Annotated in this window: 10 protein-coding genes; 1 reads left to right on the top strand and 9 read right to left on the bottom strand. The window is 39.1% G+C overall.

Features of this window, described 5'->3' with window-relative positions; translation table 11 throughout:
- From gatC to ACTQ45_RS00195, 7 genes are all read right to left on the bottom strand, one after another.
- The gene (gene gatC / locus ACTQ45_RS00225; protein ID WP_441749968.1) at positions 1–300 is read right to left on the bottom strand and encodes an Asp-tRNA(Asn)/Glu-tRNA(Gln) amidotransferase subunit GatC; all 300 of its coding nucleotides are present in this window, start codon (positions 298–300) and stop codon (positions 1–3) included.
- Positions 301–357: 57 nt separating this feature from the next.
- Positions 358–1,593 carry a CamS family sex pheromone protein gene (locus tag ACTQ45_RS00220; RefSeq protein WP_441762608.1) on the bottom strand — a complete coding sequence of 412 codons (1,236 nt, stop codon included), beginning with the start codon at positions 1,591–1,593 and terminating at the stop codon, positions 358–360.
- The gene (gene ligA / locus ACTQ45_RS00215) at positions 1,590–3,626 is read right to left on the bottom strand and encodes an NAD-dependent DNA ligase LigA (protein WP_441762607.1); all 2,037 of its coding nucleotides are present in this window, start codon (positions 3,624–3,626) and stop codon (positions 1,590–1,592) included. The genes ACTQ45_RS00220 and ligA overlap by 4 nt, the downstream gene beginning before the upstream one ends.
- A 142-nt stretch (positions 3,627–3,768) precedes the next feature.
- The gene (gene pcrA, locus ACTQ45_RS00210; protein ID WP_441763009.1) at positions 3,769–6,087 is read right to left on the bottom strand and encodes a DNA helicase PcrA; all 2,319 of its coding nucleotides are present in this window, start codon (positions 6,085–6,087) and stop codon (positions 3,769–3,771) included.
- A 388-nt stretch (positions 6,088–6,475) separates the two neighbouring features.
- On the bottom strand, positions 6,476–7,612 hold the full coding sequence (locus tag ACTQ45_RS00205) for an ATP-grasp domain-containing protein (protein ID WP_441749965.1): 1,137 nt from the start codon (positions 7,610–7,612) through the stop codon (positions 6,476–6,478).
- A 130-nt stretch (positions 7,613–7,742) separates the two neighbouring features.
- On the bottom strand, positions 7,743–8,462 hold the full coding sequence (locus tag ACTQ45_RS00200; RefSeq protein WP_441749964.1) for a glycoside hydrolase family 73 protein: 720 nt from the start codon (positions 8,460–8,462) through the stop codon (positions 7,743–7,745).
- A gap of 99 nt (positions 8,463–8,561) precedes the next feature.
- A complete protein-coding gene (locus ACTQ45_RS00195) occupies positions 8,562–9,083 on the bottom strand; it encodes a hypothetical protein (RefSeq protein WP_441749963.1) in 522 nt (173 codons plus the stop codon).
- Positions 9,084–9,322: 239 nt separating this feature from the next.
- Here ACTQ45_RS00195 and ACTQ45_RS00190 point away from each other — a divergent pair, with 239 nt between their 5' ends.
- Positions 9,323–9,835 (top strand): FUSC family protein, encoded by a 513-nt coding sequence (locus ACTQ45_RS00190; RefSeq protein ID WP_441749961.1) that lies wholly within the window; start codon positions 9,323–9,325, stop codon positions 9,833–9,835.
- Between the two features lie 525 nt (positions 9,836–10,360).
- On the opposite strand, the gene ACTQ45_RS00185 is transcribed toward ACTQ45_RS00190, so the two are convergent.
- Positions 10,361–12,292, bottom strand: coding sequence for a serine hydrolase (locus ACTQ45_RS00185; RefSeq protein WP_441749960.1), 1,932 nt, complete (start codon positions 12,290–12,292; stop codon positions 10,361–10,363).
- A gap of 212 nt (positions 12,293–12,504) precedes the next feature.
- Positions 12,505–16,749, bottom strand: a complete 4,245-nt coding sequence (locus tag ACTQ45_RS00180; protein ID WP_441762606.1) for an FtsX-like permease family protein — start codon at positions 16,747–16,749, stop codon at positions 12,505–12,507.
- Positions 16,750–16,751 lie beyond the last annotated feature (2 nt).

Below are 16,751 nucleotides of genomic sequence, written 5' to 3'. Positions count from 1 at the left end.
CTATGCTTCCTCACTTTCTATAATGACTGGCACTTGAATAAAGCCACCTTCTGAACTTGGCGCGTTTGCCAATAATGCCGCTTGATGTTGACTATCAATCGCCACATCTTCACGGAATGCGTTGACAATATCATTTCCATGGTGAGTAGGTTTCACATTGGCTGTATCCACTTCACTTAAAGTTTCTACCATGTTGACGATGTCTTGGAAATCTTTTGAGAATTCATCAAATTCTTCACTATTAAATTGTAATTTTGCAAGTTTTGCAACGTGCTCAACGTCTAAACGAGTAATCTTCATTTATACCTTCCTTTTCTTGACACACTCTTTTTACTTTTATGTCGTTTATATCATATTTTATTGACGGAAAATGTGAGATTTTATTTGATTCTCACCTGGTTGTCGACCAACAAATGCTTCGGTACCGGCCGATGAAACAATTTTAATTTCTAAGCCAATTCCCTCTGGCAAGCGACTTTGAGCGACGTCTGTCACATGCTGAGTTAAGGCAGTAATCTCAGTTAACTGGTAGAACTGAGTCACAATTTCAATATCAAGTGAAGCTAAACCATTCTCGATATAAAGAGCTTCACCACTTATGCCATTTAAGTGTGGGAAAAAGCTAATGATATCATTTCTAAATGAATCAAAGAATATATATTGATCACTTACATCTGAATTATCAATAATTGGTAATGACACACGGTACTCATTGCGTTCTGTCCAATCCGTAACGTAGTTACCTTCACGTGAGATACCATCTAATACATAGTTACCACCCGCATTTTCATTGTCAGGTGCCTGACGGAAAATACCAACGACAATCGGCACTGAACGCAATTGTTCTGTATTTCTTAATCGTCCGACAATGATGTTTGCATAGGCTTTACCACGCTCACGCATTTCACCTAATGAAATTTCTTGTTCGTAAACGACCCCCTCAGCATCCGTATACTGGTAAACACTGTTCATAGCCAAGCCAATAACAATACCACCTAAAGCATATCCTTCATCGGTTTCGACCATGATGTTCTTTTCCATGATTTGAGACAAGTAAATCGGAGTTGAATCAAGGTCCACAATTACTTGGTTTGATTCAGCCGTTTCTTCTCCAGTTTCATCCATTGCTTCGGGATCGTCTGATGGATCCACTGATTCAGTTTCTTCAATGGCTTCTTCTTGCGCCCCACTAACTGGTAATGCTGGATTTAAACCTTCTGGATTACCTTCAGATTCTCGTGAAACCCAACTCGTTAACGTATCGCCGTCAATCAGTTGACCTTCTTGCATATAATATTGATCTGTCGGAAAAATATCTTGACTGATTCGCAATAGGCCTTCCTCAAAGGCAAAGATATTTCCAGCTGAACTTAAGCTATTGTCTGCACTTGCTGAAGCACTAAGTTGGTAACGATTGTCTAAAATAACAGAACGATAATATTCGTTAGACAATTGGTTTGCTGTTGTTTGAACAACTACTTCGTCCGGCCCTAATTCTACCTCTTGGTCTTTACCATCTAAATTATTTAAACAACCCGATAGCAAGAACGCAAAGGACATTAGTCCGACTACTTTGCTTAGTTTTCTTTTCATTCGCTTTTCTCACTCTTTTCTATTGAACGCAAAAATTCTTCCTCATTCATTACGGTAATTCCCAAATCTTGCGCCTTATTTAGCTTACTACCTGCTGCTTCTCCTGCGACTAAAATGTCTGTTTTTTTAGAGACACTGCCAGTCACTTTGGCTCCTAAAGTTTCGAGCATCACTTTCGCTTCACTACGACCATAAGTTTCCATGCTTCCTGTTAAAACAACAGTTTTACCAGCCCAGTAACTATCCGTGTCAGCTTGTTCTGCTAATGTTATGCCTTGATAAATCATATTAACATCAGCTTCTATTAAACGTTTGATCAACTCTAGACTTTCAGTTTGACCAAAGTAACTAACAACTGATTGGCTAATCATCTCACCTATACCATCAATTCTTTCAATCTGCTCATTACTTGCAAGTTGTAAGTTTGCCATTGTTTCAAAGCTTTGAGCAAGTAATTGTGCTGCTTTTGCTCCAACATGTCGGATACCTAAGCCAAATATTAAGCGTTCAAGTGAATTTGTTTTAGAGCCTTGAATGGCAGTGTAATATTTTTTGGCAGATTTTTCTTTTGTGTTAGCTAACTGTAAGAAATCTTCTTCAGTTAAATAATATAAGTCCGCTGGATCTTTGATGAAGCCTTTAGTTAATAATTGCTCAATTACTTTTACACCTAAGCCCATAATATTCATCGCATTTCTCGAAACGAAATGACTTAACTGAGCTAATTTTTGTGCTGGACAAATGGGATTAACGCATCGTAAAGCAACTTCCCCTTCAGCTCTAATTAACTCTGCCTTACATTCCGGGCAATGACTAGGGATATCCAATGGCACCGAATCTTCGGTCCGCTTATCGACTAATACACTGGTTACTTCTGGAATAATGTCTCCCGCTTTATGCACCGTTATCTGGTCATTCAAACGCAAGTCTAAGGCTTGAATAAAGTCTATATTGTGTAGACTAGCTCTTTGAACAGTTGTTCCAGCTAATGCAATAGGATCCATTATCGCCGTTGGAGTGACAACGCCTGTACGACCAACGGTCCATTCCACTTCTCGAACTGTCGTTGTTTCAACTTGAGCTGGGAATTTATAAGCAATTGCCCAGCGTGGTGCTTTAACCGTAAAGCCCAAAGCTTGTTGTGTACTCACATCATTCACTTTAATAACGATCCCATCAATTTCATAAGATAAATCATGACGTTGATCACTGATTGTTCTTAAAAAATCACGAACTTCTTCCTTAGTGGAGCATAATCGGCGCAAACTATTCGTCCTCAATCCGGCTGCTTCTAATGCTTCGAATAAGTTCGCTTGAGAAACTGGACTAAATGATTCTGTATAAACACCGCTATATAAGAATAAATTTAAATTTCGTTTAGCAACAGCTTTGGGGTCAATTTGTCGTAAACCACCTGCAGCTGCATTACGAGGGTTGGCAAATGGTACTAAGCCTAATGCATCTCTTTCCTCATTCAAGGCTAGAAAACTCTTTTTCGGCATATACACTTCGCCACGAATTTCAGCCGTAATTGGTTGTCGTAACTGGAGTGGCAAAGATTTTATAGTTCTCAGATTAGTCGTAATGTCTTCACCGACTATTCCATCTCCACGAGTCGCTCCGCGAATAAATCGTCCCTCTTCATAAGTTAAAGCCACTGCTAATCCATCTATTTTACATTCACACATAAATTGAATCTGATCAGACTCAGCTTGTTTAAATACTCGGTCGATAAAAGCATCGACTTCTTCTTCACTAAAAGCATTCCCTAAACTATACATTGCTTCAGCATGTCGAACTTTTTCAAAACCATCTAACAACTGGTCTCCAACTCTTTGAGTGGGAGATTCTGGGTTAATCCATTCTGGATAATCTGCTTCAATTGTTTCAAGTTCATGGTATAAACGGTCATATTCACTGTCAGCAACTGTCGGTTTATCTAATACGTAATACTGATAGGCATATTCATTAAGCAGTTGTCTTAATTCATCCAAACGTTTACGTAAGGCTTCTTGTGTTGTTGCTTGTTCCATCTTCACTACTCCTCAATTTTCACGTCGAATAGCGACACTCATTTCATTTTAATAGTATAACACTTCTGGTATCTAGTCGCATCAAGAGTTTACTCAAATACACTGCTTAATACCAGTGAGTTAACTTTATCATAAGCTCAACCTAAACTTTTTTTATTGGTGCTAAGCTTGGAAGCAACTCTTTTATGCCTTGCGCTTTAAAAGCTACGCTTAAAACAGTATCATTCTTACTTTGCTTCACTTTGACCACTGTTCCTACTCCCCATGCTTTGTGGTCTACTTGATCGCCAACTGCCCAATTTTCTGTCGTTCCTGCACTAGTGTTTTTTCCTAACGTACGAGTTGGTCTAGTAGAACGTGTAGATGTACGAGAGGGACGATTTGATGATAAAACGACCTTGTTCGCAGAACTACGACCAGTAGTTGATGATGAACGATAATCTTTTTGGCTCGTTACACGGCTTTGGAAAGATTGCCCCACATAATCTATTAATTCACGATCAATTTCATCGATAAAACGACTGGGTAAGTTTGACTGGTAACGTCCATATAATAGTCGGTTACGCGCTGCTGTTAAATAAAGAACTTGTTCGGCACGAGTCATCCCCACATAAGCAAGACGACGCTCTTCTTCTAATTCATCATCACTTTCCATTGCTCGTCTTAAAGGAAACAGCCCTTCCTCCATACCTACTATGAAGACATAAGGAAATTCTAAGCCCTTAGCCGCATGCATCGTCATTAATGTAATTTGATCAACCTCTTCTTCATTAGACGTATCTGTCAGAAGGGATAATTCAGTCAGAAATATAGTAAGTAAGGACATTTCTACTTCTTCTTCTTGATTGCTAGCATCTTGCATTGCATAATCTGGATCACTTTCTTGTGTTAACTCATGGTCACTTTCATCAAATTGCTTCGTTACAGAGGCGAACTCCTCCAAGTTTTCTAAACGGTTCTGTGACTCTAAATCTCCAGCTTTAACTAATGTTTCAGTATATTCTGATTGTTCCCACACTTGTTCAACTAATTCAGTAATATTCAAAAACTCTGCTTGTTGTCGTAATCGAGCAATCATATCTGCAAAGCGTTGGAATTTCGTTTGAGTTCCTTTTGGAATATTTGAATTTGCGATATGCTCAATTGCTTCTAACCAATTCATGTTCAGACTAGCCGCATAATCGGCCAATTTTTCTACTGAAGTTGGACCAATCCCGCGTTTAGGTACGTTAACGATTCGATTAAAACTAATGTTATCCGAAGGATTATCGATTAGACGTAAGTAAGCCATTGTATCTTGGATTTCTTTTCTAGAATAGAATTTTAATCCTCCAACGATCTTATACGGTATATTCGCTTTCAGCAATGAATCTTCGAGTCCACGTGATTGCGCTTGGGTACGATAAAGAATAGCAAAATCAGTATTTGCTAATTTAAAATCTTGTTTAGCTTGATAAATCTGTTGAACAACATAACGTGCTTCTTCTTGATCCGTTTCTGCACGATAGAAACGGATTTTTTCGCCCGCTTCATTATCTGACCAAAGTGCTTTATCTAATCGATTCTGGTTATTCGTAATGACACTGTTGGCAGCTTTTAAGATATTCTGAGTGGAACGATAATTTTGTTCTAATAGAATTGTTGTCGCATTAGGATAATCTTTCTCGAAGTTCATGATATTCTCCATATTTGCGCCACGCCAACCATAGATACTTTGATCTGCATCACCTACAACACAAATATTCTTTAACAATCCAGCTAATAACTGAACTAATCGATATTGTGTCATATTTGTATCTTGGTACTCATCCACATGGATATACTGGAATTTATGCTGATAGAATAAACGAATAGCCGCGTTTTCTTCCAATAATTTAACAGTTACTAATAACAGATCATTAAAGTCCATCGCATTCGCAGTTTTTAATTTCTTTTGATAAAACGTATAGCACTTTGCTTGAATCTCACCCATATACCCTTCCGCTTCTTGCTCAAATTGTGCGGGTGATTTGCTATTATTTTTCGCATCATCAATTACTGAAAGCATATCTTTATAACTAAACTGGTTTGAGTCTAAATTCAACTCTTTTAAAACTTGTTTCATTAACGTTTGTTGTTCACCTTGATCAATGATCGTAAAGTTTTTTTCATAACCAGCTGCTTCTGCCTCACGTCTGAGTATACGTGCACACATTGAGTGAAAGGTTGATACCCAAATTGAGTCCGCTTCAGGACCGACTAAATTTTGTACCCTCTCACGCATCTCTGTTGCCGCTTTATTTGTAAAAGTAATTGCTAGAATGTTCCAGGGATTTACATTGTTTTGTTCTATCAAGTACGCAATACGATGTGTCAACACCCGTGTTTTTCCACTTCCTGCTCCTGCAGAAATTAATAAAGGGCCTTCTGTAGTAAGGACCGCTTCTCTTTGTTTTTCATTCAATTGTTGAATATTGGTCATTAATGACACCAAAAATTCCTCCGTTCATTCGTTCTGTACGCTCAAGCCGATACAGACTAAGCTTTCAATGATGCTAATTCAGCATCTTCGCTCTCTATTAATACACCGATTCCTATTATAGCAAAAAATCATTCGTAACTTGAGGTTTAGTCACAAATTTTATGAAAAAGTCATAAATTAAACATTCCCCAAGGGCGAACCATAGACTTTGCCTTACTTACGAACACTTTCAACACTTCTAGGACTAAAAGAAGCTAAGATATATTACTTGAGTTAGAAATGTATTTTTGTGAAAAAAATAAGCTTCTTCCGTAATCCACGCCCACCTTCCGATATATATAAAAAAGCGGCATGTCTTTTGCTAACAGCAAAAGCATACCGCTTTTCTTTAATTTTTCTTGTAAAGTTCTGTCAAATCAATTTGTCTTTCACAGTTAGCTAATGAATCGCCTGTGACGATGACTTGTCCTATAATATCTTCACTTTGATTTCCCATCGGGTTAAATAAAGCAAAGCCCCAATCTGTACGCAACATATATTGTGTCTTAACTGCTTCAATATTTAATTGACTAATCGGTAACGATATCGCAGCTGCACTCAATGGCGATAAATTTGGTAATGGTAAGCCAAGTAACGCACGAGCAGATGCTTCAAAATGTGACATAGTCATCGAACCTATCGTGAAAATAGCTTCCACTGACAAACCGATACTCGCTTCATTAATATAAACGACGCCGGCAGATGTAATGAAAAATTCGATTGTTAATGACCCTACTAAGCTTAATGATTCCGCTAATAACTGACCCAAACGGTTTATTTCTAGTTCAACCATCTCATCAATCATTGCTGGAAATCGTACCTGTGTTCCAAGTTGGTGTCCTTGTTGAATCAATTCGAAGACAGGATAGATTAATAATTCACCACGTTCATTACGCACGACAGTCAGTGTCGCTTTTTTTTCAGTTGGAATCCATGCTTCAAGGATGCAAGTCCCGTTAAATATTTTAGCTTCTGCATTTGGATAGTCTTCTTCACTATAAAGCACTACATGATTATGTGATTCAGGTAAATGGCGCTGTGTAGATTTTAACACACACGGGAAACCAATATATTCAACAGCCTCCTTGACATCTGCTAAGTCAGTAATCATCGAGAATGGTGTCACTAAACATTTAGCAGAATCGATGTATGCTTTTTCAATTAGACGGTCAGTTGTGATTGCAATTAAATCATCGGATAAAGTTAAATCTGTTAATTCTGCAAGGACCTGGAAATCACGGTTAGAGAGTAGACCCGTCTCACTTGTTACAACATCAACTCGACTAGCGAAATGGCGCAAAGCTTGTTCATTATAACTCGTAGTCACCGTCTGCCAGCTTGCAAATTGACGAACTGGATTATTATCTGTTAAAACTAAGCTTGCAACGCGATAACCCAATTTACCAGCAGCTTGAGCTAACAAAGCCGAAGCAATTGACGAACCAATAATGCCAACTGTTTCGCCTGGATAATGTTTTTCTGGCATGCGTTTATCTCCTTTTAATGTGTAAGATTCTATATTATTATAATGTAAAAAGCGCATATTAAAGCGTTTTCTATACATAGACCGCCTACATCATACCATAAATGAAGAGATTAGTTTAGACTATTTTTTTCTAGTTTAGTGGTTGATCATATTGATTCAAATCCCATTCTTCAATCATATTTATTAACTTTTGTGCATAATCAGGATCAGTCGCATAACCTGATTTTTGCAAACCAAAAGCTTGTTCTTTATAAGAATTACCTTCAATTACAGCAGAATAATAATTTTCATCCCAAGTCACGCCATAATAAATTAATTCAGCATGAGCTGTCATCGAAGCATCCCAATCAGGATAAACTTTAAAATAATCAATAATTTCAATCCATTGGTCATCGATATACTCTGCGGTCGCAAAGTCGACTGAATTTGGATCGTCTGACGTTGTTTTTACACCATATAAATTATAATAATCAGCAGCTAATTGGCTTTGCCCAAAATCTGACTCTACCATCGCTTGAGCCATAGAAATGCTCGCCAAAATACCATACTGACGTTGAAGTTTTTGTGCCGTTGGAATAATTTCCCTTACAAAATCTTGTCGGATACTTTGTTCTTGATTAAAGCCAGGATTAAAAATTAAAGAATCACTGCTAAACATTATTCGGAAAATCAAAGCTCCCATTAAAACTGCTAGAGCAATTATAAACAAGGAGACGCCACCAATTTTCTGTAACAAGCTTGCTTTAAGTTTTTCAAACTTTTTTTGGCGTGCAGTTTTAGTTCGACGCGGCTTCTTTGGTCGCGGTCGTTTTTTGGCTGTTGTTTTTCTCTTTACTGGCCTTTTAGCCATGTTATCACCACTCTTATTTATGTATAGTGGCGCGAAAACGACCACCTGTCTAATTATCGATCAATTTCAGTTGCGCGTCATCATGCTAGGGGCTGAAATTTAATCTTTCAATTTTTCAGTTTCTGAATCAAACCATTGTAATAGTTTTACTTCATCTGTTTCAATTTGCTGACGAATAACGCCTGGTAATCTAATTTCTATAATATCATTATATCCCCAGAAATTGTAGTCGGCAATTAACTGCAAAATAGTCATATTCGATTTACGGTTACTTTCTGCTTCGTTGCCGTCACTTTGATGCCACTCTAAGCGGACCATCCCGTGATGAACCCATGTTTTGGCGATTTGATATTTTAAAAATAAATACTCTTTTACCGGTTCGTTCATGACATCGGTCATAATTTCTGCATTACGGACAACTTTTTGCACAAGCATCCATTCATAATCAGTGAATAATGTGGAAAGAATTTGAATGTTTTCGTATTTCAACCCCTGTTCACCTTTCTTCCAGCGATCCCAACTCTGGGGCGAGATGCCTAATTGCTCAGAATAAAATGACTTTTCGCTAACATACTTCTCTTGGATTGCGTTAGTAACAATTGCTATAAGTGCTGGACTCACAAAACATCACCCTTTACGTGTATTTTACAATTATTATACACCTAAAAGGTGATATTTGTAAACGGATTACATACATCTCAACGTGTATGATTAGGTTCTATCACACATTTACTTTCCTTTTAAAAGTAATCTTTTTGAGAAAAAAACAGAGTAAGTGCATTTTACCTATGTGACTCTAATTGATGATTGTCCCTATTTTGGCTATAATTTAGTAATGTCTTTGCTTGAGGGGGGAAATAATGAATTGGAGAAGGTTCAAAATTGGTTGGCGAACGAGTAAAACGGCGATTTCTGTCGGCTTGACTATTCTATTATTCGGCTGGATCGACAGAGGTTCTGGTTTGTTGGCTTGTTTGGCTGCGGTCTATTCATTGCAAGCTGACACAGAGCAAAGCTTGTCATTTGGTCGTAACCGAATTTTTGGTAATACAATTGGAGTGTTTAGTGCGATGTTTATTCTACAATTACGTGTGTGGAATTGGTTCCCAGACTTCTTCTCACATTCGGTTGGTACGGCCATTGGTATCTTATTAGTGATTACAATTTGTAATGCGTTGAATTTTAACAAGATGGTATTCCCTGCAACCGTCGCTTTTCTAGTGGTGCTGCTGGGCGAGCACGGTGATAATGTCATCAGTTACGGCTTGAACAGAGTTTTAGATACTATTATTGGTTCTGTGATTGCCTTAAGCGTGAATTATTTATTGCCAAGCCCTCATCTTAAGGAAGTGTCTTCTATAGACAAAGCATAAGTAAAATGGTCCTATTGGCGGAAAAGACTGGTCTATTAAAACCAGTTTTTTTCTGATTTAATTTTCTTTGTATTTCTTTCTATTAAGATCACAAGTAATATCGAAGTAACCATTAGCGCAAACAATAATTGCGAATTGGCAACCCGTACGTAGTCGGACACTTCGGGGAATATTTCGGCGATGGCTAGAGCAGCAATTGTTGATGTCGAATTTGGAAAATCATCCTTCTTCAGTCAAAGTTGCATGCTAAAGCCATGGTTTTCAGGCTGTATTTAGAAAAAATGCTCCTCTCACATCACCGCGAGTCGAGCGTCGGATTCTAAAGTCTAAACTGTATTCCACATCCTCACTCCAAACTCCACTCACGGCTTCTCCTTTTAAGAACACTCCGATCGCAGCACAGCCAATCGTCAACTACGTCCATACCTATCCCGTCCACCTCCCACGCCAACAACACAAAAAAAAGTAGCCGACTCACACAATTTGTGTAAATCAGCTACTAGCCACAAGTAAATTAAATGATAATTAGCGGTATTTCCATGAGCCACTTTCATCTTGGAACCAAATTCCTTGACGGTACTCATCGCCAAACCAATAGAGATTTTCAGTTGGTTTGCCGTCAAACAATTCGCCCGTTGGTTCACCAGAAGGTGATAACTCTTCATTCGGGGTCGTTGGTTGAATTGGTGTTTCTTGAGCTGGCGTTTCTTCTACAATCTCAACTTGAGTTGTCTCAGTTTCCGATTCAACGACAACTTCTTCCTCCGTCTCTTCTTCCTCCGCTGCTTCAGAAGGTAAAGCTCCTTCAGTGAAATAAGCCGTTAACTCTTCAATTGTTGTTGCTATCGCTGGAACTACCTCTTCAGCATTTGTCGCATTGGCAACTAACATCACTACGATGTAAGATGTTTCTTCCATTTCAAGCACACCTGCATAGTATTGACGACTTGGATTATTGTCGGCAGACATTAATTCATAACGTGTGACAACTCCTGCTAAATCTTCAGGATACTTATCACTAAATGGCGATTGTAATAACATTTCTTTAATAGTAGCGTCAGATGTTTCGTTCACTAAACTGTCATTTGCTAAGGCATCTAATAAGTTACCCAAGTCTTGTGCACTTGTCATTGCTCCTGAAATTACCCCTTCATCATTGTAAGATAATGGAGCTGTTAAGCGAGTCGAGAAGTAACCAGATTCATTCAACCATAAGTTAAATTCATTTAAGCCGCCAGTTTCTTGAATTAAGTGGTTCATGGCAGATAAGTCACGCTCACGCACAACATACTCTAGCAATTGCTCGTAAGTGTAAGTAGCGTCCACTTCAGTTGTTGCGACTGTGCCTGAATCATTTGCTGCCTTCAAACTGTCATTGACTGCAACTGAACTCTCCAAGGTAAATTCTCCATTCGATAAACCTGCAAAAGTACGCTCAATGACGAACCAAGCGATTAAAGAATCAGCATCGATTGATTGATTATCATAAGCAAATGGTACATCGGCGCCTGCTTCGAAGAATACAGCTGAAACATTTCCTAAATCAGTTAAATTATTGTTGATAGTATCATTAAATTGTTTCGCTTGCTCTTGATCGACATTAACATCTGGCAATGTATAAGTGACTGCCTCATCGATGTTTAACTCTTGGGAAACTAAACGAAGTGTTTGCTCTTGTTCTGTAGCTGCTACCACTTCTAAGGTTGGATCATTAAAGCTTAAAACAAGATTGTTACCTTCTTTAAATAAAGAGTATTCTGATAATTCGATTTCTTCACCAGTACCACTTACTAAGAATTTAAAGGTCGTTTGGTCAACTGAACTTAAAGACTCTTCAAATGCCATTGTTACACCAATCGTTGGATAGTTTTCTAACTCAACTGATTGATTTGTTAACGTTAAAGCACTCTGTGAGACAGTTTCTTCTGACGCTAATTCTTCAACTGATTCACCATCAGCGGTTGATTCGCCGTCTACTTCGGTCTCTTCACTCGCAACATCACTCGTTTCTTCAGACGAGTCGTCTTTTGATCCAAATGTCTGGACAAAGAAATTATCCTCTGAATTGAAGTAATCCATTACTTGTCCCACTAAACGTGGTCCATATAAAAACAATAGGAAAACAACAGCAACAGCAATTAATAACTTGATGATTCCCCAAACGGCATTTCCACCCTTACGCTTCGTCTTAGGAAGCACAGTTTGTGGTTCACGAGCACTACGTGTTTCGTAAACTTCACCCGAGCCAATATCACCGGCATCTCTAAACTCAGTTACTTCTGGAACAGCCGCTTCAACGCCACGTTCACGCTCATTACCGACAACTTCTGGTGCTTGTTCAGTTCGCTCAGAACGTTTTGGTTCTGCAGCAGCAACGTCCCCAGCTTTAAAATCGTAACCACAATAAGCACATTGTGTTTTACTTCTTACATTACGATCACAATTTGGACATTTCATATTTACGTACCTCCTGAATATTTATCTATTTCAGTTATTAGTCTCATTTATTGTAGCATATAAAGTGACGCATAAACAATTACAAACTGATTAAGCCTCCTTTGCCATTCAACATAAAGCCCCTCCGGACAAAATAAGGCTAAACCTTTCGCGACGCACAACAACAATAAAAAAAGCTACTGGACTCTCTGAATCCAGTAGCTAAAAGCTTGTTAATCAACGGCTTTCAAAGCTTCGACCATATCTATTTTTCTTAACTTCTGATGCATAAACAGCATCACGATACTTGAAAACAAGAAGGTTAAACCTGCAGATACAAGATAACTATCCCAATAAATAATTGGATGGAATAATAAATTATTTGGCTGCATCATCTTCATTAAAAAGCTCGTTAATAGATTTCCTAAGCCCAGGCCAAGGATTGAACCTATACTAGTTAAGACAAGTATTTCTTCAAAAATATACATACTAACTTCTTGATTGTAAAAGCCTAACACTTTGATAGTTGATAATTCCCGCATTCGTTCAGCGATATTTATATTCGTTAAATTATATAAAACAACGAAAGCCAAACCAGCCGCCGATATAATCAGAACAATTGTAATGACATCTAAACTTCCCAGTGACTGCCCTGCTTGATCAGCAACTGTTTCAAGATTAAGCAAAGTTAAAATACGATCATCGCTCGAAAAATCTTTTTCTAACTGACGACTATCAATGCCCTTTGCATACTGAATATAAAAAGCATTAGCTTGTGCTTCTTTTAAAAATTGTTTTTCATACGTTTGAGGCGAAAGGTATAAACTATGTCCAATATAGTGTTCAGTAATTGCTGAGACTTGGAATTCAAATAACTGTTCAGTTTCATCTTTTAATTCTAAGACTTCTCCTTCATCAAAAGATAAATGTTCAGCTATTCTTTCCGTTAAAATGACCCCTTCGGTGCTTAAAGCAAGTGTTTCATCTGGCTGACTTCGACGTCGTAAACTAATAAAGTCTGCCAAAGCATCATCATCAACCAATGGTACAACCACAGAGATAGCTTGATTTACTTTATCTGAACGATTAGTTTCAAGTTGCTCGGTATAAATTGGTACAAAATCTTCAATCGCTGGATTGTTAGTCAGCTCCATCATAAAGGCTTCAACATCATCAGACTCTTGTTGACTGTTTAAATAAACCATAGCGTTATAGGTTTGAATTTCAGTCATTTGTTTATCTACAATTCCTGAAATCGTATCACTAATTCCATAACCAGTAACAATTAGCATCGTACAGCCTGCAACTCCAAATAATGTCATCATGTTTCGTCCTTTATAACGTAAGAGATTCCGAATGGTCATCTTCCGTTTAAAACTTAGAATATTCCACAACCAAGTGATTCTTTCAAATATAATTTTCTTACCTGATTTAGGGGGTTCCGGTTGAAGTAGCATTGCCGGTTGAGTTTTTAAGATATTGATTGGAGTGACAATCGCTGGCACCAGAGCACAACTTAGCGCAATGATAGCCACCAGCACATTCACACTATACGAGGTCACTACTACTTGATCCTCCAAGTAATACATCATATTATAGGCATTCATAATAACCGGCGGAAACACCCGATAGCCCACAATAATTCCAAAAATCACCCCTACAACACTAGCTAAACCAGCATAGGTCACAAATTTTGATAAAATGACATAGGTTGGGTAACCCATTTGTTTCATCGTTCCCATATAATTTCTTTGTTCACTACCCATTCTTTTAACCGTCGTAAAGGTGACTAAGACTGCGATTGCAAAAAAGAATACGGGAAATATATGACTGATAATATTTAATTTCTCGGCATTTTCATAAACACTTTCATATGGCTGTAAAGTATCACGACCATTGACATAATAAATTGGGCCTTCCAAAGTGGCGAGTTCTTCTTCTGCAGTTGCCAACTCTTCTTCTGCCTCTGCTAATTCAATTAAGCCAGCTGTTGCTTCATCCAATAATGTTAGTTCATTGCTAGCATAGTCTTCTTCTCCGTCACGAAGTTCACGGTAGCCTTCATATGCTAAACGTTTACCATGTTGTAATTCATGCCACGCGTCTTGAAGGTCAAGGCGGCCTTGTGATAGTTGAGCCTGTCCGTCAAATAAGGCATTGCGCCCCTCTTCAAGTTGTGTATAGCCTTCATCTAAGGCGATGCGCCCTTCATCTAATTCAGCTTTGGCAAGTGCTAATTGACTTTGGCCATTTATTCGTTCGTTATCTAATTGGATGCGACCGGCAGTTAACTGGCTCAGACCTGCTTCATATTGAGATAAACCACTAGCGTACTCAGCCCAGCCGGCATCCAATTGGGTTTGAGCTGCATTGAGTTGTGCCTCAGCTGCTTGCATCTGCTCGATTGCTTCAATCAGCTGTCGAATTTGTGCCTCAATGTCTGTTTGTGAGGCTAACAATTCGTCAATTTGCTGTTGAATGGCTTCTTGGTCAATATCTGCCCATAATTCTTGAAGCAATTCTACTTCAGACACCTTCTCGATTTGGCTTTGTCTTAAGCGCTCTATTTGCCCTTGAGTGGTTTCAATTTGAGCATTTACCTCCGCTAATTCGGTCTGATTAGCCGTTAATTGGCTTTGGGCTGCTGTCACTTCAGTTTGTGCCTGTGAGACAAGTTGACTCTGCTGTTGGGCTTGAGATTGAACTTCCATTAGTTGAGCTTGAAGAGATTGATAGTCCGGATTGGCGATCGACTCGCCTTCTTCACCAGTATCTGGATCAAGTTCGCCTGGGATAGTAGGCGGTGTTGCTTCGAGTAAGGCCTGGATACGAGCGACCTCTTCTAGTAACGGACTGAGTGTATTTTCTTTAGTGACTAAATTATCATGTAAAGCTACAAGAGTTACTTCTTGAGTTTCGATACTTGTTTCTAATTCCGTTTGGCGAGCAAGCAGTGTTTCTTGACTCGTTTCTAGTTCAGAAATCTCTGCTTGAATCGCCGCTAATTCTTGACCCAAAGTTTCTAATTGCTGAGGCAATTCGCTTAAATCATCTTCCAATTGAGAGACTAACGATTCAACCGAAAGGCCGATTTCTTCTAAGTAAGCCAGAATCGCCTCTGGATCTTCAAACCCTTCGGGAATTTGTTGAGTTAATTCATCAATTAATTGTTGGCGAGCGGCTGTTAACTCTGCACGGCCTTCATCGATTTGTCTTTGGCCATCGATTAATTCTAAGCATCCAACTTCAAGTGCCGCATAGGCGCTAGTCAGTTCGACTTCACCGGCTTTTAATTCTGCTTCGGCTAAGGCGATGCCATCTTCAAATGCGCTCAGACCTGCATAATACTCTGCTAATCCTGCTTGATAAACGCCTTCGTTTTCGAGTAGTCGTTTTTGGTTAGCATTTAATTCCAACCAACCTGCTTGTAAAGCCGCTTGACTATCCTCGAGTTCTTGTCGACCTTCAAACAGTTGAAGCTGACCTTCTATAAGCTCCTCTTGGCCTTCACGGTACTCAAACCAGCCTCCGTCTAATTCCTTGCGCCCCTCACTAAGTAAACGATGGCCGTTGCTTATTTCAAGATAGCCGTCTGAGATTTCTTTGCGTCCGTCGCGAAGTAATTGGTTGAGGTCACGGCGCATTTCATTTAAGCGTGCCAAAGGTTGACCATTCAAACTTTCTTCGATTGATTGTTTGCTCTCTAAGGCAATCGCATCATATTCGTCGGAATACGCATCATAGGCGCTAGCTTCATCTACCCAGTAGTAGACTTCACTATAAATATCTCCAGCTACATTTTCTTCAGGCACTACTGCAAAGGTTGAAACGGTACCAGGTCCACGAGAAATCCGTTCGAAATATAAAGGGGTCTCAACAAAGCCCACCACAGTATATTCTGTTTCTAGTAAGTGAGGTGCTTCAACTGTCAACGAGTTGGACTCTGCTTGGTGGGAGCCGGAACTTGCCAGGGTTTCTTCTTCAAAGGACGTCTCATTGTAGTTGCTAGGTTGTTCTAAAGTCACCACATCGCCTAATTGAATGCTGTCACCGTCTTCGTTCATCTGCTTCATAAGTAGTGTGTCCAAGGCGATTTCCTTACTTGCTTCTGGTAAATGACCTTGTACAATGTTAAAGAAATGTTTGGGTTCTTGTGGCTTATGGGTGTAAATTTTGGCCGTTTCGGTGCCGGGTTTTAATGTCGAGTCGAAACTTTTCATCGGTAGCCAGGTGATGCCGTGTTGCTTGGCCAGTATGTCAAGGTCGCTCGAGTTGATGCCGCTGGTCGAGAGTATGGTGCCGTCGGGTAGTTGGTAGTTGTCAAAGTATTGGATGGCTGTTTGTGTCATCGCGGGTCCGGTCGCTTTGATGCCAATAAAAAAGGCGACGCCTAGACTAATGATTGCAAAGATCGATAGAAATCTCGGGAAGGATTGTTTGATTTCACGTAAGTTGTCTTTCCAGATTGTTGAGTTCATCG

The organism is Fundicoccus sp. Sow4_D5, from assembly GCF_052116365.1.
In the GTDB taxonomy this organism is placed as follows: domain Bacteria; phylum Bacillota; class Bacilli; order Lactobacillales; family Aerococcaceae; genus Fundicoccus.
This window is presented reverse-complemented; position numbering and strand designations above follow the sequence as displayed.

Coding starts and splice junctions, on each gene's coding strand:
- gatC (WP_441749968.1), bottom strand. CDS start 300: ATGAAGATTACTCGTTTAGACGTTGAGCACGTTGCAAAACTTGCAAAA.
- ACTQ45_RS00220 (WP_441762608.1), bottom strand. CDS start 1,593: ATGAAAAGAAAACTAAGCAAAGTAGTCGGACTAATGTCCTTTGCGTTC.
- ligA (WP_441762607.1), bottom strand. CDS start 3,626: ATGGAACAAGCAACAACACAAGAAGCCTTACGTAAACGTTTGGATGAA.
- pcrA (WP_441763009.1), bottom strand. CDS start 6,087: ATGACCAATATTCAACAATTGAATGAAAAACAAAGAGAAGCGGTCCTT.
- ACTQ45_RS00205 (WP_441749965.1), bottom strand. CDS start 7,612: ATGCCAGAAAAACATTATCCAGGCGAAACAGTTGGCATTATTGGTTCG.
- ACTQ45_RS00200 (WP_441749964.1), bottom strand. CDS start 8,462: ATGGCTAAAAGGCCAGTAAAGAGAAAAACAACAGCCAAAAAACGACCG.
- ACTQ45_RS00190 (WP_441749961.1), top strand. CDS start 9,323: ATGAATTGGAGAAGGTTCAAAATTGGTTGGCGAACGAGTAAAACGGCG.
- ACTQ45_RS00185 (WP_441749960.1), bottom strand. CDS start 12,292: ATGAAATGTCCAAATTGTGATCGTAATGTAAGAAGTAAAACACAATGT.
- ACTQ45_RS00180 (WP_441762606.1), bottom strand. CDS start 16,749: ATGAACTCAACAATCTGGAAAGACAACTTACGTGAAATCAAACAATCC.